25 protein-coding genes and 1 pseudogene are annotated in these 26251 nt (G+C 36.0%); 8 read left to right on the top strand and 18 right to left on the bottom strand.

The annotated features are described in order from the left end of the window. Window positions 1-159 precede the first annotated feature (159 nt). The 5 genes from H6G44_RS15085 to H6G44_RS15065 all read left to right on the top strand — a co-directional run bounded on the left by H6G44_RS15085 (window position 160) and on the right by H6G44_RS15065 (window position 5630). Window positions 160-672 carry a hypothetical protein gene (locus tag H6G44_RS15085; RefSeq protein WP_190387364.1) on the top strand — a complete coding sequence of 171 codons (513 nt, stop codon included), beginning with the start codon at window positions 160-162 and terminating at the stop codon, window positions 670-672. 258 nt (window positions 673-930) lie between these two features. Then, window positions 931-2535: an NAD(P)H-quinone oxidoreductase subunit 4 gene (locus H6G44_RS15080; protein ID WP_190387363.1), complete on the top strand. Its 1605-nt coding sequence runs from the start codon at window positions 931-933 to the stop codon at window positions 2533-2535. A 217-nt stretch (window positions 2536-2752) separates the two neighbouring features. Continuing rightward, a complete protein-coding gene (gntT, locus tag H6G44_RS15075; RefSeq protein WP_190387362.1) occupies window positions 2753-4123 on the top strand; it encodes a guanitoxin biosynthesis MATE family efflux transporter GntT in 1371 nt (456 codons plus the stop codon). A gap of 220 nt (window positions 4124-4343) precedes the next feature. Then, a complete protein-coding gene (locus tag H6G44_RS15070; RefSeq protein ID WP_190387361.1) occupies window positions 4344-5228 on the top strand; it encodes an ABC transporter permease in 885 nt (294 codons plus the stop codon). Between the two features lie 21 nt (window positions 5229-5249). After that, window positions 5250-5630, top strand: a complete 381-nt coding sequence (locus tag H6G44_RS15065) for a hypothetical protein (protein ID WP_190387360.1) — start codon at window positions 5250-5252, stop codon at window positions 5628-5630. Between the two features lie 137 nt (window positions 5631-5767). Here the strand turns inward: H6G44_RS15065 and H6G44_RS15060 are convergent, their stop codons facing one another. After that, the gene (locus H6G44_RS15060; RefSeq protein WP_190387359.1) at window positions 5768-6202 is read right to left on the bottom strand and encodes a peroxiredoxin; all 435 of its coding nucleotides are present in this window, start codon (window positions 6200-6202) and stop codon (window positions 5768-5770) included. A 149-nt stretch (window positions 6203-6351) separates the two neighbouring features. On the opposite strand from H6G44_RS15060, the gene H6G44_RS15055 reads away from it, so the two are divergent. Continuing rightward, a complete protein-coding gene (locus tag H6G44_RS15055; protein ID WP_190387358.1) occupies window positions 6352-6756 on the top strand; it encodes an Npun_F0494 family protein in 405 nt (134 codons plus the stop codon). A gap of 131 nt (window positions 6757-6887) precedes the next feature. Beyond that, window positions 6888-8360 (top strand): cobyric acid synthase CobQ, encoded by a 1473-nt coding sequence (cobQ, locus tag H6G44_RS15050; RefSeq protein WP_190387357.1) that lies wholly within the window; start codon window positions 6888-6890, stop codon window positions 8358-8360. 84 nt (window positions 8361-8444) lie between these two features. On the opposite strand, the gene H6G44_RS15045 is transcribed toward cobQ, so the two are convergent. From H6G44_RS15045 to H6G44_RS15015, 7 genes and pseudogenes are all read right to left on the bottom strand, one after another. Then, window positions 8445-9629, bottom strand: coding sequence for a glycosyltransferase (locus H6G44_RS15045; protein WP_190387356.1), 1185 nt, complete (start codon window positions 9627-9629; stop codon window positions 8445-8447). Further along, window positions 9626-10024, bottom strand: a pseudogene (locus tag H6G44_RS15040) (asparagine synthase-related protein); the annotation flags it as partial. The pseudogene H6G44_RS15040 and the gene H6G44_RS15045, both read right to left, overlap by 4 nt. Before the next feature lie 128 nt (window positions 10025-10152). Further along, entirely contained in the window at window positions 10153-11670 is a 1518-nt protein-coding gene (gene asnB / locus H6G44_RS15035) for an asparagine synthase (glutamine-hydrolyzing) (protein WP_242046778.1), read from the bottom strand. A 129-nt stretch (window positions 11671-11799) separates the two neighbouring features. Continuing rightward, entirely contained in the window at window positions 11800-12609 is an 810-nt protein-coding gene (locus H6G44_RS15030) for a Uma2 family endonuclease (protein WP_190387355.1), read from the bottom strand. A gap of 43 nt (window positions 12610-12652) precedes the next feature. Next, the gene (locus H6G44_RS15025; protein WP_190387354.1) at window positions 12653-13819 is read right to left on the bottom strand and encodes a glycosyltransferase; all 1167 of its coding nucleotides are present in this window, start codon (window positions 13817-13819) and stop codon (window positions 12653-12655) included. 367 nt (window positions 13820-14186) lie between these two features. Continuing rightward, window positions 14187-15533 (bottom strand): hypothetical protein, encoded by a 1347-nt coding sequence (locus H6G44_RS15020; RefSeq protein WP_190387353.1) that lies wholly within the window; start codon window positions 15531-15533, stop codon window positions 14187-14189. 8 nt (window positions 15534-15541) lie between these two features. Continuing rightward, window positions 15542-16663, bottom strand: a complete 1122-nt coding sequence (locus tag H6G44_RS15015; RefSeq protein ID WP_190387352.1) for a glycosyltransferase family 4 protein — start codon at window positions 16661-16663, stop codon at window positions 15542-15544. Between the two features lie 288 nt (window positions 16664-16951). Between H6G44_RS15015 and H6G44_RS15010 the strand changes: the two genes are divergently transcribed. Next, the gene (locus H6G44_RS15010; protein ID WP_190387351.1) at window positions 16952-17563 is read left to right on the top strand and encodes a hypothetical protein; all 612 of its coding nucleotides are present in this window, start codon (window positions 16952-16954) and stop codon (window positions 17561-17563) included. Window positions 17564-17685: 122 nt separating this feature from the next. On the opposite strand, the gene H6G44_RS15005 is transcribed toward H6G44_RS15010, so the two are convergent. The 10 genes from H6G44_RS15005 to H6G44_RS14960 all read right to left on the bottom strand — a co-directional run bounded on the left by H6G44_RS15005 (window position 17686) and on the right by H6G44_RS14960 (window position 26149). Beyond that, window positions 17686-18297 carry a retropepsin-like aspartic protease gene (locus tag H6G44_RS15005; protein ID WP_190387350.1) on the bottom strand — a complete coding sequence of 204 codons (612 nt, stop codon included), beginning with the start codon at window positions 18295-18297 and terminating at the stop codon, window positions 17686-17688. A 275-nt stretch (window positions 18298-18572) separates the two neighbouring features. Beyond that, entirely contained in the window at window positions 18573-19382 is an 810-nt protein-coding gene (locus tag H6G44_RS15000) for an FkbM family methyltransferase (protein ID WP_190387348.1), read from the bottom strand. Window positions 19383-19390: 8 nt separating this feature from the next. Continuing rightward, entirely contained in the window at window positions 19391-19915 is a 525-nt protein-coding gene (locus H6G44_RS14995; RefSeq protein ID WP_190387347.1) for a DapH/DapD/GlmU-related protein, read from the bottom strand. A gap of 20 nt (window positions 19916-19935) precedes the next feature. Next, on the bottom strand, window positions 19936-20694 hold the full coding sequence (locus H6G44_RS14990) for an FkbM family methyltransferase (RefSeq protein WP_190387346.1): 759 nt from the start codon (window positions 20692-20694) through the stop codon (window positions 19936-19938). A gap of 274 nt (window positions 20695-20968) precedes the next feature. After that, complete coding sequence (locus tag H6G44_RS14985; RefSeq protein WP_190387345.1) at window positions 20969-22240, bottom strand: lipopolysaccharide biosynthesis protein; 1272 nt, start codon at window positions 22238-22240, stop codon at window positions 20969-20971. 407 nt (window positions 22241-22647) lie between these two features. Further along, window positions 22648-23811 (bottom strand): RNA-binding domain-containing protein, encoded by a 1164-nt coding sequence (locus H6G44_RS14980; RefSeq protein WP_190387344.1) that lies wholly within the window; start codon window positions 23809-23811, stop codon window positions 22648-22650. Between the two features lie 365 nt (window positions 23812-24176). Beyond that, window positions 24177-25109: a Uma2 family endonuclease gene (locus H6G44_RS14975; protein ID WP_190589299.1), complete on the bottom strand. Its 933-nt coding sequence runs from the start codon at window positions 25107-25109 to the stop codon at window positions 24177-24179. Between the two features lie 177 nt (window positions 25110-25286). After that, complete coding sequence (locus H6G44_RS14970) at window positions 25287-25535, bottom strand: DUF4351 domain-containing protein (protein ID WP_190387342.1); 249 nt, start codon at window positions 25533-25535, stop codon at window positions 25287-25289. Beyond that, complete coding sequence (locus H6G44_RS14965; protein ID WP_190387341.1) at window positions 25522-25761, bottom strand: AbrB/MazE/SpoVT family DNA-binding domain-containing protein; 240 nt, start codon at window positions 25759-25761, stop codon at window positions 25522-25524. Before H6G44_RS14965 ends, H6G44_RS14970 begins: the two co-directional genes overlap by 14 nt. A gap of 22 nt (window positions 25762-25783) precedes the next feature. Further along, window positions 25784-26149, bottom strand: a complete 366-nt coding sequence (locus tag H6G44_RS14960; RefSeq protein ID WP_242031757.1) for a DUF4351 domain-containing protein — start codon at window positions 26147-26149, stop codon at window positions 25784-25786. Window positions 26150-26251: the final 102 nt, after the last annotated feature.

The raw sequence follows: 26251 nt of genomic DNA, 5'->3' as shown, positions 1-26251 counted from the left end.
ATGTTCCGTACTTCAATTAGTATTGTAGAAAAACTATATATAAAGAGAATATTAGTAACTATAAAAGATGATATCAGTCATATCAGCAAAATTTTCTGGGAAGATAGATTAGATAATTAAAACTTAAAAGACTTCAAACTACCAACCAACCATCATAATATGGAAAAAATTCAGTCAGAAATAGCAGCACTGAAATCTCAAATCCAAGCACTCCAGCAAGAACGCGCTGCACTGACTAATCATCATGTAGAATCTAGCGAAAATGACTCACCCCTAGCCATAGTTGAAGCTTACCGTCGTCAAGCTAGAGAAAATGTGCAATTATCCGCTGAACTTAAAGGTATAGACGATGCTATATATTTTCTCGAAAAGCAAATTCAACAAAGAAAAGCTCATCTCAATCGGTACTTGCCTATGTCTATCCGCATCTCTCAACAACAAGAACAACTAGAAGAAGCCAAAAAAATTGCTCAGATTCATGCTGAACGAGTTAATGAACTAGCTGGGGAACTGGCCAAGGAAATTAAACTCCTAAAAAGCTGTGCTGACGAACTTAGTCCCATGTATTGGCAAGTTTACTACAAACCTTTTATCACAGGCTTTAAGACCATTTCTGTCCCTTTTGTTCGTTCTGATGGAGAAGTCTGGATGATTGTCAACCGTATTGTTTGAGTAACATAAATAACTTTGATAAAAATTTGATTTATCCTTAAGCGACCCATGATAACCAAAGACAGCGACTAATATCGCTGTTTTTTTGTTGACGTTACAAAAATTTACATTTACAATGAACTCACAGCATAATTTAGTAAGTATTTATGACTACTCATCCTCGAAATCGAAAATCTTCATAAGAAATTGTTTACAAGCGTAACGATTCCTTAATATAATGTAAACAAAAGTGAAATCAAAAACATATTGTCAAAAGTGATGAATGCCATAGAACTCCCTTGGTTATCAGCCATAATTTTCCTGCCCTTGGTGGCAGCCCTCGCAATTCCTATCATTCCCGACAAAGAAGGTAAAACCGTCCGCTGGTACGGCTTGGGGGTGGCATTATTAGACTTTGCGTTGATTATCTTCACTATTTGGCAGGGTTACGACTTCCAAAGTTCAGCCTTGCAAATGACAGAAAGCTATCCGTGGATACCGCAGCTAGGCTTAAATTGGTCACTGGGTATTGATGGTTTATCAATGCCCTTGATACTTCTAACAGGCTTCATTAACACACTCGCAGTATTCGCGGCTTGGAAAGTAACCACCAAGCCGCGTTTATTTTATGGGTTGATGTTGATACTCTACAGCGCTCAACTAGGTGTATTTCTTTCTCAAGACTTGTTAATGTTCTTCTTGATGTGGGAAGTTGAGTTAGTACCCGTTTATTTGCTAATTGCCATCTGGGGAGGTGCAAACCGCCGTTACGCAGCTACCAAATTTATTATCTATACCGCCGCTGCATCTATTTTCATTTTGGTAGCTGGTTTCGCTATGGCTGCCTATGGTGATAACTTCACCTTCAATATGACCGAATTGGGAATGAAAGAGTATCCTAAAGCCTTAGAACTCGCACTGTATGCAGGTTTCTTAATCGCCTATGGTGTCAAACTACCCATTTTTCCCTTACATACATGGTTGCCTGATGCTCATGGTGAAGCGTCTACCCCCGGTTCAATGATTTTAGCTGGTGTCTTGTTAAAGATGGGTGGCTATGCTCTATTACGTTTTAATGTAGAAATGTTAACTGATGCTCATGTCATCTTTGCACCAGTTTTAGCGGTTTTAGGTGTAGTTAATATTGTTTACGGTGCTTGTTGCGCCTTTGCTCAAACTAACCTCAAACGCCGTTTAGCTTACTCTTCAATTGCCCACATGGGCTTTGTGTTAATTGGAATTGCATCTTATACAGAACTGGGTATTAGCGGTGCTGTATTACAAATGGTTTCTCGCGGTTTAATTGCTGCTAGTTTATTCTTTTTATCCGGTGTAACTTACGAACGTACTCACACATTGGTAATGGATAAAATGGGTGGTATAGGTAAAGTAATGCCCAGAACTTTCGCGCTTTTTACCATAGGTTCAATGGCTTCTTTAGCTTTACCTGGTATGAGTGGTTTTGTCGGTGAATTGATGGTGTTTTTAGGTCTTGCTACCAGCGATGTTTACAGTTCTAGCTTCAAAATTGTAGTCATCTTTTTATCAGCCGTTGGCGTAATTTTGACCCCCATTTATTTGCTTTCCATGTTGCGGCAAGTGTTCTATGGTCAACAGAATGAAGACTTACATTTAGATCCTGTAGTTCTGGATATTAAGCCTCGTGAATTGTTCATTACTGCTTGTTTGTTTATTCCTATCATCGGCATTGGTTTTTATCCTAAAATGATTACACAAACCTATGATGTAAAAACAGTGGCAGTTGCGGCTCATGCTCGTCAAGTTTTACCAATTGTCGCTCGTCAAAAAACCGGAAACTTGTACTCGCAAATTTTGACCACACCAACATTAGCTAGTTCTGAAATAGTTAATATAGTTGAGTAATTATAAAGCCTCAAAGGGCACTCTAGTAAATCTTAAACTTAAATATGAGGGGAATTTGTAAATAAGATCCTTGACTTCTTGAAGAAGTCGGGGATTTCTATTTTTGAGTTCTTTATGTCTGGACTGGTTTGTTTATAATAATTCAGGATATCTTCATACAGAATTATTATTGGGAATAAGATACAATAGGATCAAAAATCAAACAACTTTGATAAAGATGATATCTACAGATTCCCATAACTACAATTTCTTAGGCAGATTTTATCGCCTTTCCAGTATCAGTGTACTTAGTAATATGATGGTTCCTTTGGCTGGTTTGGTAGATATTGCTTTTTTAGGGCATTTAACAGATATTCGACATTTAGCCGGAGTAATTTTAGCAACTATTTTATTTGATTATCTTTATCGAGTCTTAAAATTTATGCGTTCTAGCACTAATGCTATCACTGCTCAAGCTGTTGGTAAAGATGATGATAAAGCAGTAATTTTAGCTGGATTACGTAGTGGTTTAATTGCTTTATTTGTGGGTTTAATTATTCTTTTATTACAATATCCTTTACAAAAAATTGGCTTTTTAATTTTAACCGGTTCTTCAGATATTGAAGCCGCTGGAGTTGATTATTTTTATGCAAGGATTTGGGGTGCACCTGCTGTATTAATCAATTTTGTTTTATTCGGTTGGTTTTTAGGTCGGGAAATGAATTGGGTAATGTTATTAATGTCAATTGTCGGTAATGCTTCTAATGTATTGTTAGATTATTTAATGATTTTTAAATGGGGTTGGGCAAGTACCGGAGCAGGATTAGCTACAGCATTAAGTCAGTATTTAGCTTTAATTGTAGGTTTAATATCGATGGTTTATACTATTCCTTGGCAAGCTGTACCAGCAGCTATTCAAGAATTATTTGATAGGGTAGCATTACAAGAAACTTTTGCTTTAAAAGGCAATATTTTGATCCGGTTTTTAGTCTTAGTTTCTGTCTATTCTATTTTTACTAATTTAAGTGCAACTATGGGAACAACTGTTTTAGCTCAAAATGGTTTGTTATTACAAATTGCTTTGTTAAGTCAATTCACTATTAATGGTGTGGGACTGACAATGCAAACTATGACAGGTAATTTTAAAAGTAAAGGAAATACTCAACAAATGTTCCCTTTATTGATAGTTTCTTTAGTTACTAGTGTGGTCATAGCATTAGGTTTTGCTGGTACAGCTATTTTATTTCCTGAGCAGGTATTTGGATTATTAACTAATCATACAGAACTAAATCAAGATATTAATAAATATACAATTTGGTTACTACCTATTTCAGTTATTACGGGAATAACTTTTATGTTAGAAGGTTATTTCATTGGTTTGAAAGAAGGAGAAATTTTACGTAATACCGTATTATTATCTTTTGTAGTGGCTTTTATCCCGTTAGTTATCACTGCTTGGTATTTTCATAACAATCATTTATTGTGGTCTACTTTATTATCTTACATGACAAGTAATATGATTTTACTAGCTCTATCTGTACCTCGAACATTAACTACAAAGATAAGTATCACTACTACCCCTAAATCCATGGGAGGTGATATGATGTGAATAGATATAGGGTTTTTGGGTTATACTGAAAACTTCTTTACTCTTGCATGAGTGCCTCTTAACCTTGCTACAACGACAATAACTCCCATTTACTTACATCTGTTCAATACTTTCTTTTAGAAGTTTGTTATCATGTATTATTAAGAATAATAAACATTCTTTGTCAATGAAAAATGACGGAGATGTTTATGATTGATACCGTTTAATTTGACCATCCCCTATGAATAATGATAAAGTAGTTTTCGATTGGCAAGAATTAACCGCCTCCAATGTAGTTGTTCATACAAACTCCAATTTCCTGGCAGAAATTCTCCAAGAAACTTTGGCTTTAACTCGTCGTCTGTTCATTCAACTCCAACGCCGTCCTTCTAGCCTGATAGCAGGGATTATTCAGCCCGTTATGTGGTTGGTTTTATTTGGGGCTTTATTCCAAAATGCTCCTAAAGGTTTATTTGGTAGTACGTCAAATTACGGACAATTTCTTGCGGCAGGTGTAATAGTATTTACCGCTTTTGCCGGAGCTTTAAATGCCGGTTTACCTGTCATGTTTGACAGAGAATTTGGCTTTTTAAATCGGTTGCTAGTTGCCCCTTTAGCTTCACGCTTTTCAATTGTTTTGGCATCTGCTATCTTTATTATTAGCCAAAGTTTACTACAAGCAGCGGTAATTGTGGCAGCAGCGGCATTTTTAGGGGCTGGTTTACCTAATTTTATAGGATTATGGGCGATCGCTCTCATCGTCTTTTTACTAGCATTGGGAGTCACCGCTATTTCTTTGGGTTTAGCCTTGGCATTACCCGGACACATTGAACTCATTGCTGTGATTTTTGTTACTAATTTACCCCTATTATTTGCCAGCACAGCCTTAGCACCTTTATCTTTTATGCCCGGTTGGTTGCAGGTTATCGCCACCCTCAACCCTCTCAGTTACGCAATTGAACCAATTCGCTATTTGTATTTACACAGCAGTTGGGGATTAAATGATATCGTCATGCAGTCCTTTTGGGGAGATGTTACCTTTGGAGGAGCATTATTAGTATTACTAGGTTTTGCATTTGTGGCTTTACTGAGTATTCAACCCCAACTGCGTCGAACTCTTGCTTAAAATATATTCAGGGGGATTTTCATGAACAAATCATTTTTACCAGTTCACAAAATTATTCTCGCCACCATCGCTGGTATTAGCTTTGCTGTTATTGTAGTGTTAGAACCCACGTTAGCTGATATTAATCAACCCTTTGGTAGCGCGGAAAGCAATCAAAATAATAATCCCTTGTCTAGTGACGGCTCAAACTTCATGTTAGACATGATTCATAGAGCAAACTTTGGTAGTATCCAATGGAATGCTGATGAACAAAATCAACAATTAGACGCAGCAGCAGCAGCATTTAAGGCTCAACAACAAAAACTACTTCAGTCTCAGAATAAACAAAACCCAGACACACCGAAAATTAAATCTGGTCAAAATTCATGGCCTTCACAGATTTTACCATCATCAGATAAATAAAACCTGAAGGTGGAAAAAATCCTCATAAACAGTTAATTAACATCTTAACTCTGAGTCCTCTGTGCCTCTGTGGTTAGATAATAAACTATTTTAGCCAAGAGACAGAGAACCCAGAGAAAAAAACTCAATGCTGATGATTAACCGAGTTTTGCCAAAACATCACTAGCGTGGGTAGAAGTGTTAACAGAAGCATCAACATCAATGATTTTGCCACTACCATCAATAATGTAGGTAACACGCTTGGCATAACCACCACCATCAACATCATAAGCTGTAATGATGCTTTTGTTGGTATCAGCCAATAAAGGGAAATTTAGATTATACTTATTGGTGAAAGCTTGATGACCAGCTTCATCATCAGCGCTCACACCTAACACCACGATACCTTTGCTTGTATATTCTGATTGAGCATCGCGGAAACTGCAAGCTTGTTTAGTGCAGCCCGGTGTGTCATCTTTGGGATAAAAGTAGAGAACCACGGTTTTACCGGCAAAATCAGATAATGAAACTGTGTTACCGTTAGTATCTTTGGTGGTAAATGCAGGTGCGTCTGTACCAACTGCTAGAGCCATAATTCACCTTATCCTGTTTAAAAAATATTCATGCAATCAAGATTTTATAATAATTTACAATGTTTAAATAACTTGATTATTCAATATGTTTCCTCAGAAGTATTTATTTTCAAAGCCTTGACAAAAAGCCCAATTTATAGTAATAAAAAATGTCTGCTGTGGATTTTCCAAATCTTAAACCCCTAGTTTACACTAAGGAAGCCCTAAAAAGAGCCGAGCGATCGCTAATTTGTTCCCCCTTCCATCTGAATTTGTTTATGGCCATGACTAGCCAAAGTATCCCATTAGGTGCTATAGCAATGGATAAAGGAGTTAAGCAAAATTACACCAACCGTCCATTATCAGAATTAAGTTGTGAAAATGCTTTAGCTTGGTTAATTGATGTAGGCGTGTTGCGACGAGAAGTTGACGGACAGGGAATTACAGACAGTTTTCGCTTAACCCCCCTTGGCTATCAATTGATCGGAAAGTTAAAAGATCACAATTATCCTAGTGCTACACTGAGCGATCGCTTAAATGATTTTATCACCCGTTGGTTACGTTTACCCTTTTGACTAAAAAATTAATTGTAGTTAAAAGTCTTGTCCGGTGGGCATCACGTCCACCATACTTATACAACTTCAAAAAATAACAGTTTATTCACTGATGCACTACTGAATCTAAACATACTCAATAGTAGTTAAAAATGAAATCAATTATGGTAGTGGGAACGACATCCCACGCGGGAAAATCACTGATAACCACAGCTATTTGTCGGATTCTTTCCCGGCGCGGGTTGCGAGTATCCCCCTTTAAGGGTCAAAATATGGCTTTAAATGCCTATGTTACCGCCAGCGGAGGTGAAATTGGCTATGCTCAAGCGGTACAAGCTTGGGCAGCGGGAGTAGCACCTATAGTAGAAATGAATCCAATTCTGCTTAAACCTCAAGGGGATATGACATCTCAAATCATTCTTAAAGGTAAAGCTATAGGTAGAGTCAGTGCCACAGACTACTATGAACAGTATTTTGATATCGGTTGGCAGACTATTCAAGAATGTTTACAATACTTATCAACGGAGTTTGAAGCCTTAGTTTGTGAAGGTGCTGGTAGTCCCGCAGAAATCAATCTTAAACACAAAGATTTAACTAATATGCGGGTTGCTAAATACTTAAATGCACCAACATTATTAGTAGTGGATATTGACAGAGGAGGGGCATTTGCTCATGTCGTCGGGACATTAGAACTTTTAGAACCAGATGAACGCGCCTTAATTAAAGGTGTAGTTATTAACAAATTTCGCGGACAAAGATCAATTCTTGAACCTGGAATTAAATGGTTAGAAGCACGGACAGGTATACCTGTTGTGGGTGTTATTCCCTATTTAGAACAGGTTTTCCCCGCAGAAGATTCCCTAGATTTACTAGAACGCAAACCCGCAAAAGCTAATTCTGAGTTGAATATTGCGGTGATTCGTTTACCCAGAATTGCCAATTTTACCGACTTTGACCCCCTAGAATCAGAACCATCAATAACAGTCAAATATTTGCATTATAAGCAAGAATTAGGACATCCAGATGCAGTAATTATACCAGGGACAAAAACCACCATTGCTGATTTAATAGCGTTACAAAAAAGCGGTATGGCGGAAGCAATTCAAAACTACGCAGCTTCTGGTGGAACGGTTTTAGGTATTTGTGGTGGTTTCCAAATGCTGGGACAAACTATAATAGACCCAGAAGGAATGGAAGGACAATCTGGTAAATATCAAGGGTTAAATTTATTACCAATTAAAACAGTAATAACAGGACAAAAAGTCGCCCGTCAGCGTCAAGTCACTTCTAATTATCCGCAAGCGGGTTTACCCGTTACTGGGTTTGAAATTCATCAAGGGCGCTCGCGCATAGAAAACCCCGGAGATCAAAAATCTTGTCAACCTCTATTTGATGATGCTAATTTAGGGTTAGTAGATAGTTGTCAATCAATTTGGGGAACTTATCTCCATGGAATTTTCGATAATGGACCTTGGCGACGCGCTTGGGTAAATCGTCTCAGACAACAACGGGGTTTAAAATCTTTACCTACAGGTGTGGCTAACTACAAAGAACAGAGAGAGCAAATGTTAGATTCTTTAGCGACTCAAATCGAAGAACATTTGGATTTAACAAAGTTCATATAAGCGGGAAAAGCAGATTTTTTTATGTCTTTCTCACACTAACCCTATCCTTATCAAAGAGAGGGGAATAAGTTCTGTCTCCCCCCTTTACAAAGGAAGATTAAGGGGGGTAATTTCTTGGTAAACAGAAATCATTTTTAATGATATGCTATCCCATGTATAATTATCTAAAATAAATTTCCTAGCACTATCACCCATTTTTTTAGCTGCTTGAGGATGATCTAAGAAATTTTGAATTGTGGTAGCGATATCATTAATATTAAGTTCTGTAACATATCCCAGATGTTGTTGCTGGACTATATCACTGAGTGCTACACCAGGGGTAATTATAATTGGAGTACCCGCAGCTAGGGATTCTAGAACTGATATACCAAAGTTTTCGGAATAGGAAGTTAGCGCAAATATATCTGCTCCTTGCATTAATAAATCCTTGATTTCACCCTTGACAAATCCGGCAAAATATGTTTTCTCTTTAATTCCATGAGTTGTAACTAGGGTTTTTAACTCATTTTCATAATCTAAATCGCCGCTACCTGCGATAATAAATGTGAAGCGGTAATGAGATAACTTACCTAATGCGGGAATTAAGTAATCTAAACCTTTTTTAGGATGTAAGCGAGATAAAAATAAGACAATTGGTTCATCTGCGGGGATGTTAAGGTGTTTTTTTAGCTTTTCACGAGTATTAAGAATTCTTTGAGGGGCATAAATACCAAGGGGAAGGATAAAACTGGAAGAAGTCAAATTTAATAGTGATGCTTCTTTTTGTTCTAAAATTGATGTAAAATGAATTGATTGACTGTGATTAAGATTAGCTGTTTCTAAGAGTTTAAGATAAAGCTTTTTTTTGCGCTCTTTTTGCTGTAATGACCATTCACAAAGTAGTCCATAAGGACGAACAATATAAGGAACTTTTTGACAGCGGGCGATCACCATTGCTATACTCGGAGCATAGGAGAAAATACCATGAATATGTAATAAATCATAATTATGGATATTTTGCCATAACCACATTGTTAATTCTCTCGAAAAAGCAAATTCTCTCAAAAAGTGAATAGCAGGAGAAAATCGGGGAAAAAACTGGACAGGAACTTGTTGATAATTTATAAATTTTCCTAAAGGTACATCTAATATATCTTCTCCATTATCATTAGTAGTGATAATTTCCGCGTCAATATCATTTTTTCTTAAAGCTTTCACCATTTCTAAAATAGCCTGACTCGGACCACCGCGAACCGTCGCAACTGAAGGAATTATATGGAGAACTTTCATAAGTTAATCTGCTCCCACCAATGGTGTAATATTGCTAAACTCCAACGACGATACCAAGGTTTAAGGGGTATATTTAGTGGGATATTGAGGTTTTGATGGACATTATCAAAATAATCACCAAATTCACTATTCATCCAACTTTCAAAGGGAAAAGAAAAGCCTTTTTTTGGTCTATTTATTACCCAATCAGGTATTTCTGTAATTGCTTGTGTTAACAGTTTTTTCCCCTGTGCTAAACGAATATTACTAGGAATTGGTGCAACAGCTTCTAATAAATTTTTATCCACAAAAGGAACACGCAATTCTAGACCCCAATTCATACTCATTACATCGCTATCTCGTAGTAATTGATTACGCATATAACAACTTAGTTCTAAAAAGCTAACTTCATCTTCTGGAGTAGAACCCCACCCTAACCCTCCCCTTGCTAAGGGGAGGGAACTAGATTCCGGTTTCCCCACTTGATAAGGGGGGACTAAGGGGAGGGAACTAGATTCCGGTTTCTCCCCTTGATAAGGGGGGACTAAGGGGAGGGAACTAGATTCCGGTTTCCCCACTTGATAAGGGGGACTAAGGGGAGGGAACTAAATTCCGGTTTCCCCACTTGATAAGGGGGGACTAAGGGGAGGGAACTAGATTCCGGTTTCCCCCCTTGATAAGGGGGGACTAAGGGGGGTAATATCGGGGTGCTTATTGATAATTGATTAATAATCATACAAGCTTCTTGATGAGAAAAAATACCGCGAAAAGTACCATAAGCAGAAGCAAAACTAGGGGTTTGTGTTAAAAAATCACCGAATCTTTTTATTCTTGGTGAATTTCCCCAACTTTCTAATCCTATACCCAAACCCGTACGTAGGAAAGGTAATATATTTAGTTTTTTACTCCATTCTACCATTTGGGGAACTTTTTGAAATGACTGATATCCACCAAATATTTCATCTCCTCCTAAACCTGATAATACTACTTTCATGCCATGATCATGGGCAACTTTAGAGACACAAAATGTATTAAAGCCATCAATACTTGGTTGATCAATTGCTGCGAGGAAATCTGGTAATATGGTCTTAGCAAAGGATGATGTAACTTGATATTCTGTGTGTTTTGCACCGAAATGATTAGCGATTTTTTGAGCTAATTCTCCTTCATTGAACTCCGATTCAGCAAAAGTTATGGAATAGGTAGATAATTGTGATTTTTGAGTTTGGGTTGCTAAACCGAGAATGGTTGTAGAGTCAATACCACCACTGAGGAAAATTCCTACGGGTACATCACTAATAAAATGATGTTGAATGGAATCTAATAAAGCTTTACGGACTATTTCTCGCGCTTCTGGAGGAGAAATTTTTTCAGGAGTAAAATTTATTTGCCAATATTGTTTTTTAGTAATATTTCCATCCTGCCAATATAGCCAATTACCAGCGGATAAACAATAAATGTCAGCGATTAGGGTGTATGGTTCGGGAACTGAACCAGTTGTTAAATAACCATATAATCCTTCCAAACTCATATTAATTGCAGGTAAACCAGATACTAAAACCGCTCTGAGTTCGGACGCAAATACTAAAGTTGTACCTAATTGGTAATAATAAAGTGGTTTAATTCCTAAATGGTCACGAGCTAAAAAACAAGTTTTTTCTAAATCATCCCAAATCGCAAAAGCAAACATTCCTCGTAAATGTTGGACACAATCGGAACCGATTCTTTGATATAGTTTAAGAATGACTTCTGTATCTGTTTGGGAATGAAATTTTTCACCTTGAGAAATAAGATTTTCTCGTAGTTCTTGAAAGTTGTAAATTTCTCCGTTAAATGTAATATGATAGCGGTTGTCAGTGGTGGACATGGGTTGATGTCCAGCAGCACTGAGATCAAGAATAGAAAGCCGAGTGTGAGCTAAAGCTGCTTGTTTGTCAGTTGAAATATAAATACCTGCATCATCTGGTCCACGATGTTTGAGTGCAGTTTGCATCTTTTCGATTTTTGCTTCTAATCTTCCATTATTGGTATTTAGTCTGATAATACCCGCAATTCCGCACATATTTTTTATTTTTTATTTTTTATTGCTATATAAAACACTATGAATTGGTATAAAATCGGGAATTTAATCATTGGATTTAACTATGAATTAAATAGATATATATCTATGATAATCATGTTTAAATTTCACCTAAATCTCATCTAAATTGACTCCCAAAACTCGCAATTTTTCAGCTAATTTATCTGCTCGCTGTTTTTCCTGTTCTGCTCGTTCAGCAAAAGTAGGAATCCAATCACCATTTTGATTGTACCAACGTAGCCATAAACCTTCTGTACCTTGATATTTTCCCGACCAAACTCCTACTCCTAATTCCAATTCAGGAAACCAGAATTCTGGCTCTACAAGTTCTACTGCTTGATATCTTGTACCAACCAATTGAAATACTCGTAATTTATTTTCATACCTATCAAAGATAACATAGTAGGGCGATCGCAAACACTGTTCATAGGCTTGCCATTTTGTGGGTGGTTTGTTCGCGCTTCTTAATGTTTGTCCTAAGTCTTCTGCTTCCGTACCTGGTGATAATAATTCTACTATTAAAAATGGAGCTAATCCTTCTTGCCAAATTACATAACTCAACCGCATATCTTCTTGTTTTTCAGAAGCAGCTACACCTAAGACTAAAAACCAATCAGGTCTTTTATACCATGAATAATGACGACCATCATAGTATAAGTTTAAATCTGTACCAATGAACATTTCCTCCCTGGGATAAATGGTAGATTGACAGGTTTCCCGTAATAATTGCGGTTGAAAATCATGAAATTCGTCTGGCAAACCTGGCTCCTCTGGATTTTCACTAGGTAAATCATACATTGTGGGCATGGTTTCCCATGGTGGACGGGGATGTATAGAGTCTAATTCTTCTTCAACAGCTTCGCTGGGTAAATCATACATTGTGGGCATGGTTTTGTGAGGAGGTGCTTCTTTTTGATACATAATTAACTAGCTACTATGTTTCATTGCCGTTGTCACAATTATATCAGGCCGGGGATTTATTCCCTGAGTTCCAGCCGTCAAAATCCTGCAAATATCCAGCCAATGTTTTCTGAAACTGCTCGAAACTAAAGTTATCAATGACCTGTTGACGCAAGGATTCTGGTTGATACATTAAAGGGTTGGGATATGTATTTTGTAAAATTTGAATAATAGTTTGAGTAATTTCACTTACATCGTCAGGATTTACTAACGCCCCTAGTTTACCATGACAAAGCGCGTCCGTTGCACCGTCTTGATTACCTCCCAATACAGGTTTACCACAAGCTAAGGCTTCTAAGTAGACAATACCAAATCCTTCTTTTTTACTGGGCATAGCAAAAATATCACAGAGATTGTAGTAATCACACAGTTGTTCATCAGGAATAAATCCAGCTAAGGTAACACAATCTTGTAATCCGAGTTGGGTAATTAATTGCTTAATTCTAGTTTCGTCATTTCCTTTACCCACAAGGATGTAGTGAACATCGGGAATTTGCTGACGAATTTGAGGAAGTGCTTTGAGAACTTGGTCATAACCCTTATAGCGTTCGACTTCCGCTAGTCGAGCTACAGTTAATACTATAGGTTGTTCGCGCCTTAGTCCATATTTTTCTAATAAATAAGCAGGTTTTGGGGCTATTTGAAAGCGACTAGGCTCAAACTGGCATGGTAAAATAACAATTTTATTCGGGTCGAGGTTTTGTTCTTTGATTAGGCGATCGCGGGTATAGCTACTAATTGCTAAAATCAGGTCTGCATGATGTAAAGCTGTTTGTAAAGCTGGGTTTTTTACATCCCAGGCCTCGATACCATAAGCAGTAGTCCAATAAGGGATATTTGTCAACCGTTTTAGCCAGTAGGCTGCCACGGTAAAATTCAGGTGTCCGGTAATGATTAATTTTGGGCGTTTCCAGATTCCCCAACCAATTAGCTGGGCTGCAAATACAGGTGTTCTCAGTGGTAATGGTATAGATCCAGCAAAGTGAAATGTAGTAGGGGCTAGGGTTGAGAAGTTGGGTGAGGAATGTCTATCATGTTTGATCAAGATATCATAATCAGTATCGGGGTAGATATTTTGAATGGCTTGGAGGAAAAAACAGCAGTATGTTTGAATACCCCCTGTAAATTCAAATAAGTTGGGAAACCAGAGGTGAAAGTTAACTTGATTCATAGTTTTTTTAGGTTTTAACGAAATCCTATAAGTAGGTGGACGTAAAATAACCAAAATGTGTAACGATATGTAAATTCATCTCAATGCGTTATTGTGGTTGAGTTTTAGCCATTTCAGAAAACGAAATATATTTTGATTTTCCTCCACCCATCTACTTAACCCTTGTAGGGACGTTTCCTAGAACTGTAAGTCGTCCGTGGACTTAGTTAGCATCATTTTTCATGAATATAAGGCGATCACTATGCGGTGAAATATCCTCTAACGCTTGGATGAAAAAAGCAGTATAAACCTGAAATCCTCATTTCCAATGCAGGTGAATTATGGTTAATATCAGCGAACCAAACAAAGAACTATAAATAATCTGCAACTAATATAATTTATTTCTATTGAATAGAACATCTGGCATTTGAAAATAAAACAAAATTGAAGTTAAAATGGGTAAAACAGCATAGGTTTCAAAGATAATAATAGTTGCTAAAATAGCAATTAAACACACTAAAAAACCAATTTTATCTTTATTGAGATTGCCAGTAAAAACTAAAGCCAAATAAGGATTTTCTGTATATATAAATTTCGGCATTTTTTGAAAAAGTATATATATCACAATACCCACAACTAATAAACCACAAACACCAAATTGTCCTAACAAAAAAGCCAAGGTAGAATCACTAATAAAAAGAGTTGAGTTATCTAATGTTTTTTCCGATGATGCAGATAATATTTGAACTATATTTGAACCATATCCTAAATGATGACCAAATAATAATGACCATATATCTGATCGATCAATTAATGATATAAATATGTCTACCCTACCATCAATTGTAGTTGATGAAAATGCACGGCTACTAATACTATTCACATTGTTAATAATATTAATGAATATTATTGAAATTATTGGCATCGTTATCAATAAATTTAATAGGTTATTTTTAGAAATATTAATATATACTTTGTTAATTTTTCTATAGGATGCAATTATAGAAAGCATAAGAATTAATGATAATCCTGTTCTAGAGCCAGAAAAGAAAATCCCTACTCCACAAAGTAACAATATTAAAAATCGCCATTTGCGTTGTGGTAAAACAGACAGATTTATGTAAAACACCATAGCTAAAAACAGTGCCATTGTATTAGGACCAATAAAAGTGCCAACAGCACGAGCAGTGCCAGAATTTAACAAATCTATATTGTTGTATTGTAAGGCACTTTGGCGTTGCCAGTAGGCATAAAATACCTGAATTAAAGCCAAAACATTAATAGCCTCTAAGACCCATCTTAAATAGTAAGGTTGAAGATGACGATGACAAAAAACAAATAATCCAACAAGATGGATAAAAGGTCTTACAGAATTGAAGATCATTACAAGTGTAAAGTTACTAGCAATACTACGAGCGATCGCAATACCTAAAACTACAATATTTAGAGCATAGCAAGTAGTTAAATCTTTATTTTTAATTAAATCTTGATTAGGAGTAGTTGCCGGAAACCATAAACTTCCGATTAACAGTAAAAAGGCAAATAAATCCTTTAAACCCTTTTGCCAATCAGGGACTAATGAGATGTAACTGGATTTTTGGTAGTAATAAGTATTCCAACTCACCTTAATAGCATATTCTGCTACATACCAATAATTTAGAGCAGAAGCAGCAACTATTAAAAATAGTAGTGTATGTAAAAAAATAGAAACTTTAGCTGACGATCTACGCAACATAGTTAAGGTTATAAATAGGGTAGGAGTGTTGTGGTGACGGCATTCCAACTAAGATTACTTTGGTAATACTCTTGAGTTACTTGGATAGCACCTTTTAAATTAGACCTTTGCTGCAAAACATTGAGTAATTGCTCTTGAAAAGCTTGGTAATTGCCATCTGGGGATAAAAATATACTAGATAATTGTCGTAAAAATGAGTCGGTTAATCTAGCATCAGTCCCAACCACTGGTAAACCATGTTCTAAAGCAGACATTAATGATGTACGTTTGGCGCTGACACCAAACTCATGAGGCATTAACAGTAAATCAGAAATTTGTAAATGGTATGATAAACCTTGTGCAGATAGATAACCAGGGCGAATCACCGGATTACAGAAGTGAATTTTAACAGATTTAGCTTCTCCTAAGAGCAACCAAGTTATTGAATATCCTAATTTTCTGAGATAAACATCTAAATTTTCTACCCAATTTTGGCGAATTGAGGCCAAACAACCAAAAAGAATTAAAACAATCTGCTGTGGAGGAATACCTAAATGATGGCGTAGTGCTTGCTTTTGCTCATCAGAGAAATATTGAGGGGGAATATTATTCGGTATAGGTAAGTAGTGAATTTTGTCATGACTGTTACTAAAGCGTTTTATGTGTTTGAGATAAAGTTCAGAACCACAAAAGATATGATGACTGGTATTAACTATAGAGCGAAGAACATACTGCTGGATAATGCCATTCACCCATGTACCTGGATATTTAATAAACCAGTAATAGGTTTCATGAGCAATCAGTAAAGTTTTAAATCTTTTGGCGCATTCTTGCCAAAATATTATGAAATTACGATCATAGCCTTTCTTTAAATATAATCCAGGAGCGTACTGCAAAATTACAGTTCTTACATTTTCTGCTTCTAGCCGGTTGATAGTTTTTTGACAACTTTCTAAAGACCAATCTTCTATATATGGTAGGATATTTACTGGTTCAGAAGTGGCTTGACAACCTTTTTCAACTAGTAAGTCAATATCTATATTATGGTAAGTTTTACAGTATTTAGCTAGGTTAACTGTATAATCACCAACACCACATACATGAGGATGGGTTTTAGGTGTAATTGTTACTAATTGGTTAAATTTATTCATAAAATATGAAACACAGATATTTGGTGGAACAAACAAACTAAATTTAAAGCATAATCCTCCATAGAAACCATTTGGTATCTTTTGCAAAAAAATTAGTCTGGGCTTTGGGCAAATACTTATTAATTTAATGAAACCGCATTTTGATCATAGTTACAAAACAGGCTCTAATTGCATGGAAAAGTTGGACTACAATGAAAGTAACGTTAACTAAATTACCCATGGTGTATTCCTAATTTGCTTGATAACAGGATAATTTCAGAAAATTTATAAAACTCAAATCTCAAATCCATGTCATACACTGAATTTACCACACTTGATCAAGTTAAAAGGGCTTTCAACTTAATTATCGAGGAAGATCATAATCTATTTACTGAAGTCGAAGGTCTTGTATTATCTGATTATCTGAAGCAAACACTGAAGGAATACTTACCTCTAGCAACTGCTATTAATACGGAAAAAGCCCGTTCTGAATTTTTAATTGCTCCTATTTTAGCAGAAGTACGTCGTCTAGCTAACTATCAAATCAGTTTATTTTCTGGAACTGAATTTGATGTTGATCAGGAAAAAGGGTTATCTGGCTATTGTGACTATATTATTAGCTGCTCAAAGGAACAGTATTTTATTACTGTACCAGTAGTTACGATTGTGGAAGCTAAAAATGAAAATATTAAGGGTGGTTTAGGGCAATGTATTGCTGAAATGGTAGCCGCCCAAATATTTAATCAACAAGAACATCACCCTTTACCGGAAATTTATGGTGTGGTTTCGACGGGAACTGTTTGGAAATTTCTGATTTTAAAAGATAATCTTGTTTTAATTGATTCTCAGGAATATTACATTAATCAAGTTAATATAATTTTGGCTATTATGCTCCTACCTATTAAAACATTGTTGTCTTGATATAGCAATTCGGAATTATTCAGAATAAAACTCTGTAGAATTAGGAACTGGGTTTCGCATTATCTCCAGCGATTTAATTATTTAGTTACAGTAGTTGCAGTTATTTTGTCACTTACCAGTAGTTATCCCCTATATTTGAATATTATTTTCTCCTCAGCTTGTTTAAATTCAATATCAAATAAATCAAACACGATTTCTCTACCTAATAAAACTTCCTGGCAATCCTCATTTTGTAACCAAGCAACAGGAGCAGAAAAGGTATAATCATCAATCTGCATTTCAACTTGTCGGAGTACATATTGTACACTCCCTCCTACCCCCTCTCCATTACTAAGAACTTCTCCTTGAGAGAGGGCATATCCCAAATCTGTACCTAAATAAAGCGTAATTAGGCTAATATCTGAACCAGAATCTACGAGCATTTCCAGGATTTTAGAATTTTGAAAAGTTAGACAGACTTCGTATTTTGGCTGCCAATCATGTTTTTTAACTGTTCTAAAACGCACTGGTAAAAATTTAACTGGCTCAACAAATTCGTTTTCGTAGATACGCTCAGTGATGTAGTCAGAAGATTTTAAGTTCTGAAGGTCAATTTGCTGTGTCATGATTCTATAATCTTGGTGATGAGCTACTACACCATCTTTAGTGTAAATAATCCATTCTCCACGATATTGTTTTAATTTTTGGTAATTTGCCTTACGCCATTCTTTGGCACTATTGTATTTTTCGCTCATATATTTAGCTATAGGAAAGTCGGGGGACAATTTAAATTATAATCAATAGTGCAATTTTTGGTGTTCTTTAACCCATTCTTCGTAGGTTTCTGAAAGTTTCTGAATATTTGCCTTCCAGGTAAGCGATCGCTTAATTGTGTCAATCTTGTTGCTAATTGTCTTTGTAATGAAGACAACCAAAATAGACATCTGGTGGTAATTAAATGTGCATACAAGATGTCTAAATCACTTGTCCAGAGAAGACCTGAAGCAGAGATTTCATGAAACATTTTAATTTACTCATTCACTGTTATGAGTGTTGCATACCATTCTCCCGATCCCATCGGGGTAATTTGATACCCACATGATAAGAGTAAATCCTTTGCTGTCTCTGATAAAATACCCAAAGCCGACATCCGCACTTTATTTTCTTCAAAAAAGATATGCTTTATTCTTTTTTCTTTAAGTAGTTGATATGCTCCTTGAAGCACCCATGTATCTGCTCCTTCTGTATCAATTTTTAACATATCAATCGTTGAAGTTGAATATGAACTTTCTGCCCAAAATTGATCTAACGTAACAACAGGTACATTAATGGTGTTCATTTCATCTTTAAGAGACAAACCACCCCATCCTGTTTGCTCTTCGGACATGAAACTAAACGGTAGATTACCTACCTCTTTTCCTAGCGCAATATCATGAATCTCTACACGAGATTGAAAATTATTATTGGTAATATTTTCCCGCAAAGGAGAGGTATTTCTCGGAGAAGCTTCAAAGGCTATAACTCGATTTTTTGGATTTGCGGCAGCCCATAAACAGGAGAAATACCCATAATTTGCGCCTACATCTACAAATAAACCACCTTCTTTAGCTAAGGCAAAAATTTTACGGGTGAGTTCTAATTCATAAAAACCACAGAAAGCTATTACTTGGTGTCCTACATCTTTTGGTTCAGGTTTAAGCCTGATATTCGGCGCAAATTCCAAATAAACAGAGTCAAACAGATGGGATAATTTATGCGCTTGTTTTGAAAAGAAGCGATAATATAATTTTTGTCTTAACCACAAGAGTGGAATTTTTTTCAAAAAAAGCTTAATCATCATAAATTTAATTAATGTACTAGATAAAGATATTTACCAGGATTATGAGTAAAGTCACTACAACGTCTATAACCTACTAATTGAGCCGGATTACCTATAACGATACCTAACGGAGGAACATCTTCTCTAACAACTGCACCCGCTCCCACTACCGCTCCTCTACCAATAGTTACCCCTTGCAGAATTATAGCTTTAGTTGCTATCCACACATAATCTTCAATTTTAATTGGTAATAATTTGCCTGCGAAATCGGGAGTATGTAATTCATGATTACCAGTTAAGATTGTCACGCACTCGCTAAGGATTACATGACTACCGATGGTTATGGAAGACCATCCATCCATAAATACATTACCACCTATTACACAGTCATCACCAACTTCTATGTTGCTAGGATTTCCAAAGGTAGAATGCTTATTTATGCTTACGTACTCTCCAATTTTAGATCCTTTGCTTCTTAAAATTTTAGCTCTAATATTGCTGTTAACTAAAGGAACGGGAAGGCGAAATACTAAGTTTTTTAGTCTGTTATACATCACTAACATCATGGATATATTTAATCAGAAGGCTTAAAGATGAAATTATTTATATACGGGATCTGATTTTGCGATAAATCTTGATGAAGATTTACGTCAAATAAGTTTATTGGGGTAAGTTGACCACTTTGTAAGAAAAAACCATTATATCCAAGTGATATTATTTGATTAAAAATCACATCAATAGGGATATTGCCTAAATGCCTTTGCTCTATCTCTATCAAAATTATTGGATGATCTCTTAAAATAGTCATTTCCGCACCTTCAATAACTTTGCTTTCATGACCTTCAACATCAATCTTAATAAAGACAACATCTTGGAAATTATATTCATCCAAGCAATTAACACTTACACTGAGTATTTTATGTTCACCCTCTGGCTTACTAAAACTAGCTAATCCAGTCAACAAACCAGTTCTTATTCTACCATGTAGAATAGGGATATTTAGTTCTAAAGTGGAGTTTGAATTAGACAAAGCACAATCATACACATTGATGTTTTTATTAAATTTCTTACTATATTCACGTATTAACTCACTACACCAAGGCTGTGGTTCAAGTGCTTCAACAGAAGTACATAGTTTAGAAAGAGCATAAGTATATAGTCCTCTATTTGCTCCAATATCAATCGCACGACCTGACTTATTGATTAGGCTTTGTAGATAATACATTTCCCTTTCTAAGTTTTGTGAAATTCTTCGAGCTTGAAATTCAACTGGTAAATGTAAATACTTAGGGAGAAGATGAAGTATGTTACTAGTAACGCTAATTAAATTCATGTGCCTTAAAACCTATAGATGTTAATAATTTAATTATTATCTTCTCACTATGAGAGGATAACTTGATTACCCCTGTTCTGTCACTCTCGGAAAACAATATCGAATCCATCTTTTGGAACTCTTATTGCATCAAGGTTTGGCACTTTTTTATGTATTAAAAATACAATTGCTGCATAAAATGTCAAAACCAAAGCCCCATAAACCTTTCAGGTATTGAATTTTCCCAATCTGACAGAAGAGGGTTACACATAAAAATGTAGACAAAATTCAAGATTTAGATTTCAGACAATACTCTCATTGCTTTATAGCTCATATATAAATTTACACACAAAGTAGGTATAGCAGAAAATAAACTAAATAAAACTACACCTGTTACTGTAGAAATGTCTAAAACGAACAATAGTAATATTTGTATCATTATCGTGCTAGGAATTGCCAGCCAGGAATCATTAACCCAGCCCTTAGAATAATTTAAAGACCAAATCATAGTAGTTAAAGAAGTTATTAAGCTCGTGATAAGGATTAAAACAAGCTCATTATTTAAATGAGAATACTGACTTCCCAAAATCCAGAGAACTTGTTTAGAGAAAGTGATCATTGATAATAATAAACACGCTGATATTAAGATATAAACTAGTATCAACTGCCAATATCGTCTTGGTAGTAATTGAGTTGACTGACAACGAGCATATTTGGGAACAATAATAGTATTGATTACTGGATTAATAATTGTTAAAATCACACCGATTCTTGATAATGCTCCAATTTCTGCGATACTACTAGTATTTCCAAATATACTTATAAGCCAAATTGTTATTTGTCCTTGAAAACAATAAAAAGTAGTGGGTAAAAACTGGGTTTTCATTAAACTCCATATCTTATATTTATATTCAGAATTCACTGGTGCATCTGGAATAATGGTATCTTTATCTTTTATCCATTTGGATAGAAAAAAACTATACAAGCCTGAAGCTAAAGTAGAACAAGAAGCAGCCAATACTGCATTCATCCCCAAGATATATGCTATAAGTAACCCAGTTAGTCTTGTAAAAGATGAAATTAAATCTAACTTTTGTATTTGGTTAAAATTATCATTAAACTTAGGAACTATACCTAATATTTTATTAGTTGAGTAGAATTGTAATTCTACTAATATCGCTACTATAAGTAAAATATTTGTATTAAATACAGCACCATTATTAGATAATAGAAAAAATAAAATTGGTGAAATTATAACAGTTGAAATAACAGTTAAATAACGTCTGATAAAAAAAGCTGTGTTGATTAGCTGACTAAATTTATCATAGTCTTTGTAAACCTGACCACCAATTGAGTTAAGTCCAATAGTAATCCCAAAATCAGACATCATATCCATTGTAGATTGGAAAGCATTAGCCATCAGAAAATAAGCATATTCCTCCTTACTAAGGGTACGAACAATCAAAACTCCACTGGCAAATCCTAATGCTTGAACAAGCAATTGAACAGAAACAAATTTACTAAGTAACTTAAGCCAGTAAATAGCTTTTTCCGAGCGAGTTGACATTAAATTTCAACCTCTAAAGAAGTTGTACTGCATAATTCTAGCGGTCAGGATGCCAGTAGCACAAGATCTAGCCATATTAGAATTATAAAATATAACTGCGTGATAGCTTAACTGGATATGACATGGGTAGAAGTTTGGTAAATAATATAACATATTTTAACTGCCTAGTTGTTGAAAATTGATAGCTGCTAAAGAGTTTCATTTAACCAAGCGATCGCTTTCAAGTAAGATAAACAAAGTATATCTCACTTACCCCCACCCTAGAGTTTCAGATCCCCGATTTCTTTGATTTATTGTGTCCATAAATGATCAACTGCTCTGATGAAGTCGAGGATCTGGGCATGATCAGATTATATATTCAGTTGCCATACTAGTACAGCGCTGATACTTCTCTTCTGGCATATCGTCTACCCTTTATAGACCGTAGCACGGAAATAGGCATCACCATTTTCAAAAAATGGCGACTTTTGATACAAAGGGCTACTATGAAAATTATAAAACTTAATAATTTTTTGTAGTCCACGCCCCAACCTATCCATGAAACCATAATCTTTGAGCATTTGGGCAATAAGAGGATTGCGGTAATAAGAAATACCAGCTAAAGCCCGATCTAAATTGAGTGTATTAGGTAAACTACCGGGTGAGAACAACTCTAGGCGATTATTAAATAATGATAGCCGAATACGCTGTCCAAATATTGACCAGTCTCGATGGGCAAAAGCATTAACTATTAGTTCACGAACCACAAAAGGTTCATATTCTGGAATGTCTTGTCGGCGGGTTTGTTCTACATTAAATACTGGATGATGTCGAGAGTTGCGACGGACAAATGACTCTGCGGCTTGAATGCATTCGGGAATAGTTTCTCCTAAATCAAGGCTGTCTAAGAACTCTGAAGTTACATCATCTCCCGTAAAAGCATTTAACTCAATGCCAGCCTGTGGTAGCATTTTCATAGTTTGCCTGGAAAAAAATAGACTTCCTGCGATATTTAATCGTTCTTGTTCATCTAATACTTGAAGATTATACCACGTCCGTGGACAATTTTCTTCTGCTGATAGTCCTCTGATTTCTTGGCAATAATGGTTTATCTTTAATGGATCTAAATCAGATATACCAGTGTTGGGTAATGCTGAAACCTCAAAATGAAATTGTCCACCATCTTGTAATAATCTAATCAGTTCTTCTTGAGTTGGCTCAATTGCCGCAGTACCAGCACGAATGTAGTAACGATTGAGAGATTTAACTTTGTAAGGCTTGAAAAAACCTTTTTCTACTTCAATAATGACAACTTTCTGTTCACCAGAGGATACGGAAAATAATTCAGGAATTATAGGGGGTTGTATATTATTTCTACAAATTTGGATAATTTTTTCCATTAAAAGATGAGTATCTTTTACCCCAGATATTTGCCCATTATCTTCTACACCAATGAGAATTTTGCCGCCCCGCATATTGGCAAAGGCTACAATTTCTTTAGCTAGACTTTCATTGCGAAACTCTCCAGATTTAAACTCAATTTGAGAGTTTTCACCCAATGTAATTAATTCTAGTAATTTATCTGAATTCATTTAGTTAGTAAAAGAGTTTATCTGCTTTTGGCATCACATTATATGTTCAGTAGCGATCGCTCTACATAACTTCATTTTTCAGCACTAAGGGCGAACTGCTTGCAGCAGCGCTTCGCTATCGCTCGACAATTTTCGCTCATTTTTTACCTTTAATTGTTTATCTTAAAATAAGGTTACAATCCCCAAGGACTAATTTGAGATTTCATAAAGAAGAGCGATCGCTTTCAAGCAAGATAAACAAAGTATATCTCAATTGCCGCTACCCTAGAATTTAAAATCCCCGACTTCTCGGAAAAGTCGGGCATATTATGATCTTATTTTATAGGGTGAAGGCTTCTTTTTTGGTGATGTCTATTGATCAAGGCTTAGTCAAGAGAAATACCAAGCGATCGCATTTTTTGCTTTAATTCATACAACTCCCTATTAGCTTGTTCAGCCCTTTGGGATTCTTGTTCAGCCCTTTGAGATTCTTGTTCAGCCCTTTGAGATTCTTGTTCAGCCCTTTGAGATTCTTGTTCAGCCCTTTGAGATTCTTGTTCAGCCCTTTGAGATTCTTGTTCAGCCCTTTGAGATTCTTGTTCAGCCCTTTGAGATTCTTGTTCAGCCCTTTGAGATTCTTGTTCAGCCCTTTGAGATTCTTGTTCAGCCCTTTGAGATTCTTGTTTTGCTATTTTAATTGCTTGGTTGGCTTTGAGTATTTCATCTTTGGCGGCTTCTTGGGGGGTAGGGATAATAGTTCCTTCTAAGGAGAAGTAACGCAATTGGCCATTGTGAATACCCAGGAAAAAGCCCAGGGATTCACTCCATAGCCATTCCTGATCATTGGGGGGAATAGGGCGATATTGATTGAAATTTAGCCTAAATCCTGCAAATTCTAAGGTTTGGGGTGAAAAGTAAAAGTATTCAGGGGTATGAAATCTCTCTGCGTATAAGTCTAGTTTGGTGGTGCGATCTACATTGGCGGTGGAGTCGGACAGTAATTCAATAATCAGGTCGGGATAACGCCCGTCTTCTTCCCAGACCACCCATGAGTTGCGTGGTTCTCTGGTGGTGTTTTTGACTAGGAAAAAATCTGGACCTCGAAAGTCACGATTTTTGAGTTGTTGGCGACTGAAGTAAATGGTCAGGTTTGCACCAATGAAAAAATCATCCCGCTCTTGCCATGCCCATTCGAGGCAGGTTACTAGCAATAACAGTTGCATATAGTGCAGGGAGCTTTCCATCTCTGGTTCATCACTTAAAAGTTTACTGGCATCGGGCATTTGCAACTCTAGTTCGCGGGCCGTAATTGCTGCCATGGATTTGTTCTCCTGATGCTTTGGATAATTATCTATGAGTTTAACTACGCTATTGGCGATTATAAATCGCTACTACACAAACAAAGTCCACCTGCGTGGGCTAAATAAAAATTAAGGGTTTATATTCTTCAAGGGCGATCGCTTTAACCCTCCCTAATCACTTCTTTTGTTAGCAGTTTAATGAACTGCTAACCAGTCTATCAGGTCTTGTATTTGGGAAAAATCCAATAAACTTTCTCCCAATATCTCTAACTCAGTAGTGGGTAACTTCTGGATTTTCTCCCTAATAGAAAATTCTATTTCCCCAAACCTCCTAGTGAGTTGACGCAAAACCAGGACGGACTCCCCTTGTTGTAGTCCTTGTTGTTCTCCTTGTTTAGCCAGATAAGATCCCCATAACGGGGGACGTAATCTACCATTCTTCATTACCTGTTGGTTTACCCCAGTCAATCTCCGCTTCTGGCTCTAAATCTTGGCTAAGGAGTTGTGAGAGGGTGTATTTGGGAAATTTTTGAACTGGTCTTACCATGAGTTGCCCTTGCTCAATACGGCAGTCAACTTCATCATTGATTGATAAAGCCAATTTATCTGCAATATACTTGGGGATTCTCAAGGCTAAGGAATTTCCCCAAGGACTAATTTGAGATTTCATAAATTAGCGATCGCTTTTAAGATCAACGGCGATTATCTTGTAACCAATTTTCCAAATCTGACATATTTTGAAAATCCAATAATGCCTCTCCTAATGATTCTAATTGAGAAATTGAGAGCGATCGCACTTTTTGCTCTTGAATAGCAGTTAAATTACCACAACGGCGTTTTAACTGGCGTATAGTTAGATTTGCTTCTCCTTGTTGTAAACCTTGTTGTAAACCTTTTTTCTCACCAATTTCTAACACCTCTTGATAAAACTGTGTTTGAGTAACATCAGCCTCTTTGAGATTAAGCATTTTTTGAATCTCCTCTAGGGTTAGTTGTGTAAATTTGTTGACTAATATGGACTCTACTAAATCTAATTTTAGCTGAAATTCTGTTTTCATTTATATAACTAATTTTCACAATATTTTTTTAACTAAACACTTTCATAATTCCTTTATATCTATACTAGAGGTTATTTTTTTTTACAAAATAGTGAGGATCTG

The organism is Aphanizomenon flos-aquae FACHB-1287 (genome assembly GCF_014698755.1).
GTDB classification, from domain to species: Bacteria; Cyanobacteriota; Cyanobacteriia; order Cyanobacteriales; family Nostocaceae; genus Dolichospermum; species Dolichospermum flosaquae.
The sequence above is the reverse complement of the archived record's forward strand: the minus strand, read 5'-3'. Positions and strand labels throughout refer to the sequence as shown.

What these genes read in the sequence shown, in the direction of transcription:
- H6G44_RS15085 (WP_190387364.1), top strand. Translation starts at nt 160, where the DNA reads ATGGAAAAAATTCAGTCAGAAATAGCAGCACTGAAATCTCAAATCCAA.
- H6G44_RS15080 (WP_190387363.1), top strand. Translation starts at nt 931, where the DNA reads ATGAATGCCATAGAACTCCCTTGGTTATCAGCCATAATTTTCCTGCCC.
- gntT (WP_190387362.1), top strand. Translation starts at nt 2,753, where the DNA reads ATGATATCTACAGATTCCCATAACTACAATTTCTTAGGCAGATTTTAT.
- H6G44_RS15070 (WP_190387361.1), top strand. Translation starts at nt 4,344, where the DNA reads ATGAATAATGATAAAGTAGTTTTCGATTGGCAAGAATTAACCGCCTCC.
- H6G44_RS15065 (WP_190387360.1), top strand. Translation starts at nt 5,250, where the DNA reads ATGAACAAATCATTTTTACCAGTTCACAAAATTATTCTCGCCACCATC.
- H6G44_RS15060 (WP_190387359.1), bottom strand. Translation starts at nt 6,202, where the DNA reads ATGGCTCTAGCAGTTGGTACAGACGCACCTGCATTTACCACCAAAGAT.
- H6G44_RS15055 (WP_190387358.1), top strand. Translation starts at nt 6,352, where the DNA reads ATGTCTGCTGTGGATTTTCCAAATCTTAAACCCCTAGTTTACACTAAG.
- cobQ (WP_190387357.1), top strand. Translation starts at nt 6,888, where the DNA reads ATGAAATCAATTATGGTAGTGGGAACGACATCCCACGCGGGAAAATCA.
- H6G44_RS15045 (WP_190387356.1), bottom strand. Translation starts at nt 9,629, where the DNA reads ATGAAAGTTCTCCATATAATTCCTTCAGTTGCGACGGTTCGCGGTGGT.
- asnB (WP_242046778.1), bottom strand. Translation starts at nt 11,670, where the DNA reads ATGTGCGGAATTGCGGGTATTATCAGACTAAATACCAATAATGGAAGA.
- H6G44_RS15030 (WP_190387355.1), bottom strand. Translation starts at nt 12,609, where the DNA reads ATGTATCAAAAAGAAGCACCTCCTCACAAAACCATGCCCACAATGTAT.
- H6G44_RS15025 (WP_190387354.1), bottom strand. Translation starts at nt 13,819, where the DNA reads ATGAATCAAGTTAACTTTCACCTCTGGTTTCCCAACTTATTTGAATTT.
- H6G44_RS15020 (WP_190387353.1), bottom strand. Translation starts at nt 15,533, where the DNA reads ATGTTGCGTAGATCGTCAGCTAAAGTTTCTATTTTTTTACATACACTA.
- H6G44_RS15015 (WP_190387352.1), bottom strand. Translation starts at nt 16,663, where the DNA reads ATGAATAAATTTAACCAATTAGTAACAATTACACCTAAAACCCATCCT.
- H6G44_RS15010 (WP_190387351.1), top strand. Translation starts at nt 16,952, where the DNA reads ATGTCATACACTGAATTTACCACACTTGATCAAGTTAAAAGGGCTTTC.
- H6G44_RS15005 (WP_190387350.1), bottom strand. Translation starts at nt 18,297, where the DNA reads ATGAGCGAAAAATACAATAGTGCCAAAGAATGGCGTAAGGCAAATTAC.
- H6G44_RS15000 (WP_190387348.1), bottom strand. Translation starts at nt 19,382, where the DNA reads ATGATGATTAAGCTTTTTTTGAAAAAAATTCCACTCTTGTGGTTAAGA.
- H6G44_RS14995 (WP_190387347.1), bottom strand. Translation starts at nt 19,915, where the DNA reads ATGTATAACAGACTAAAAAACTTAGTATTTCGCCTTCCCGTTCCTTTA.
- H6G44_RS14990 (WP_190387346.1), bottom strand. Translation starts at nt 20,694, where the DNA reads ATGAATTTAATTAGCGTTACTAGTAACATACTTCATCTTCTCCCTAAG.
- H6G44_RS14985 (WP_190387345.1), bottom strand. Translation starts at nt 22,240, where the DNA reads ATGTCAACTCGCTCGGAAAAAGCTATTTACTGGCTTAAGTTACTTAGT.
- H6G44_RS14980 (WP_190387344.1), bottom strand. Translation starts at nt 23,811, where the DNA reads ATGAATTCAGATAAATTACTAGAATTAATTACATTGGGTGAAAACTCT.
- H6G44_RS14975 (WP_190589299.1), bottom strand. Translation starts at nt 25,109, where the DNA reads ATGGCAGCAATTACGGCCCGCGAACTAGAGTTGCAAATGCCCGATGCC.
- H6G44_RS14970 (WP_190387342.1), bottom strand. Translation starts at nt 25,535, where the DNA reads ATGAAGAATGGTAGATTACGTCCCCCGTTATGGGGATCTTATCTGGCT.
- H6G44_RS14965 (WP_190387341.1), bottom strand. Translation starts at nt 25,761, where the DNA reads ATGAAATCTCAAATTAGTCCTTGGGGAAATTCCTTAGCCTTGAGAATC.
- H6G44_RS14960 (WP_242031757.1), bottom strand. Translation starts at nt 26,149, where the DNA reads ATGAAAACAGAATTTCAGCTAAAATTAGATTTAGTAGAGTCCATATTA.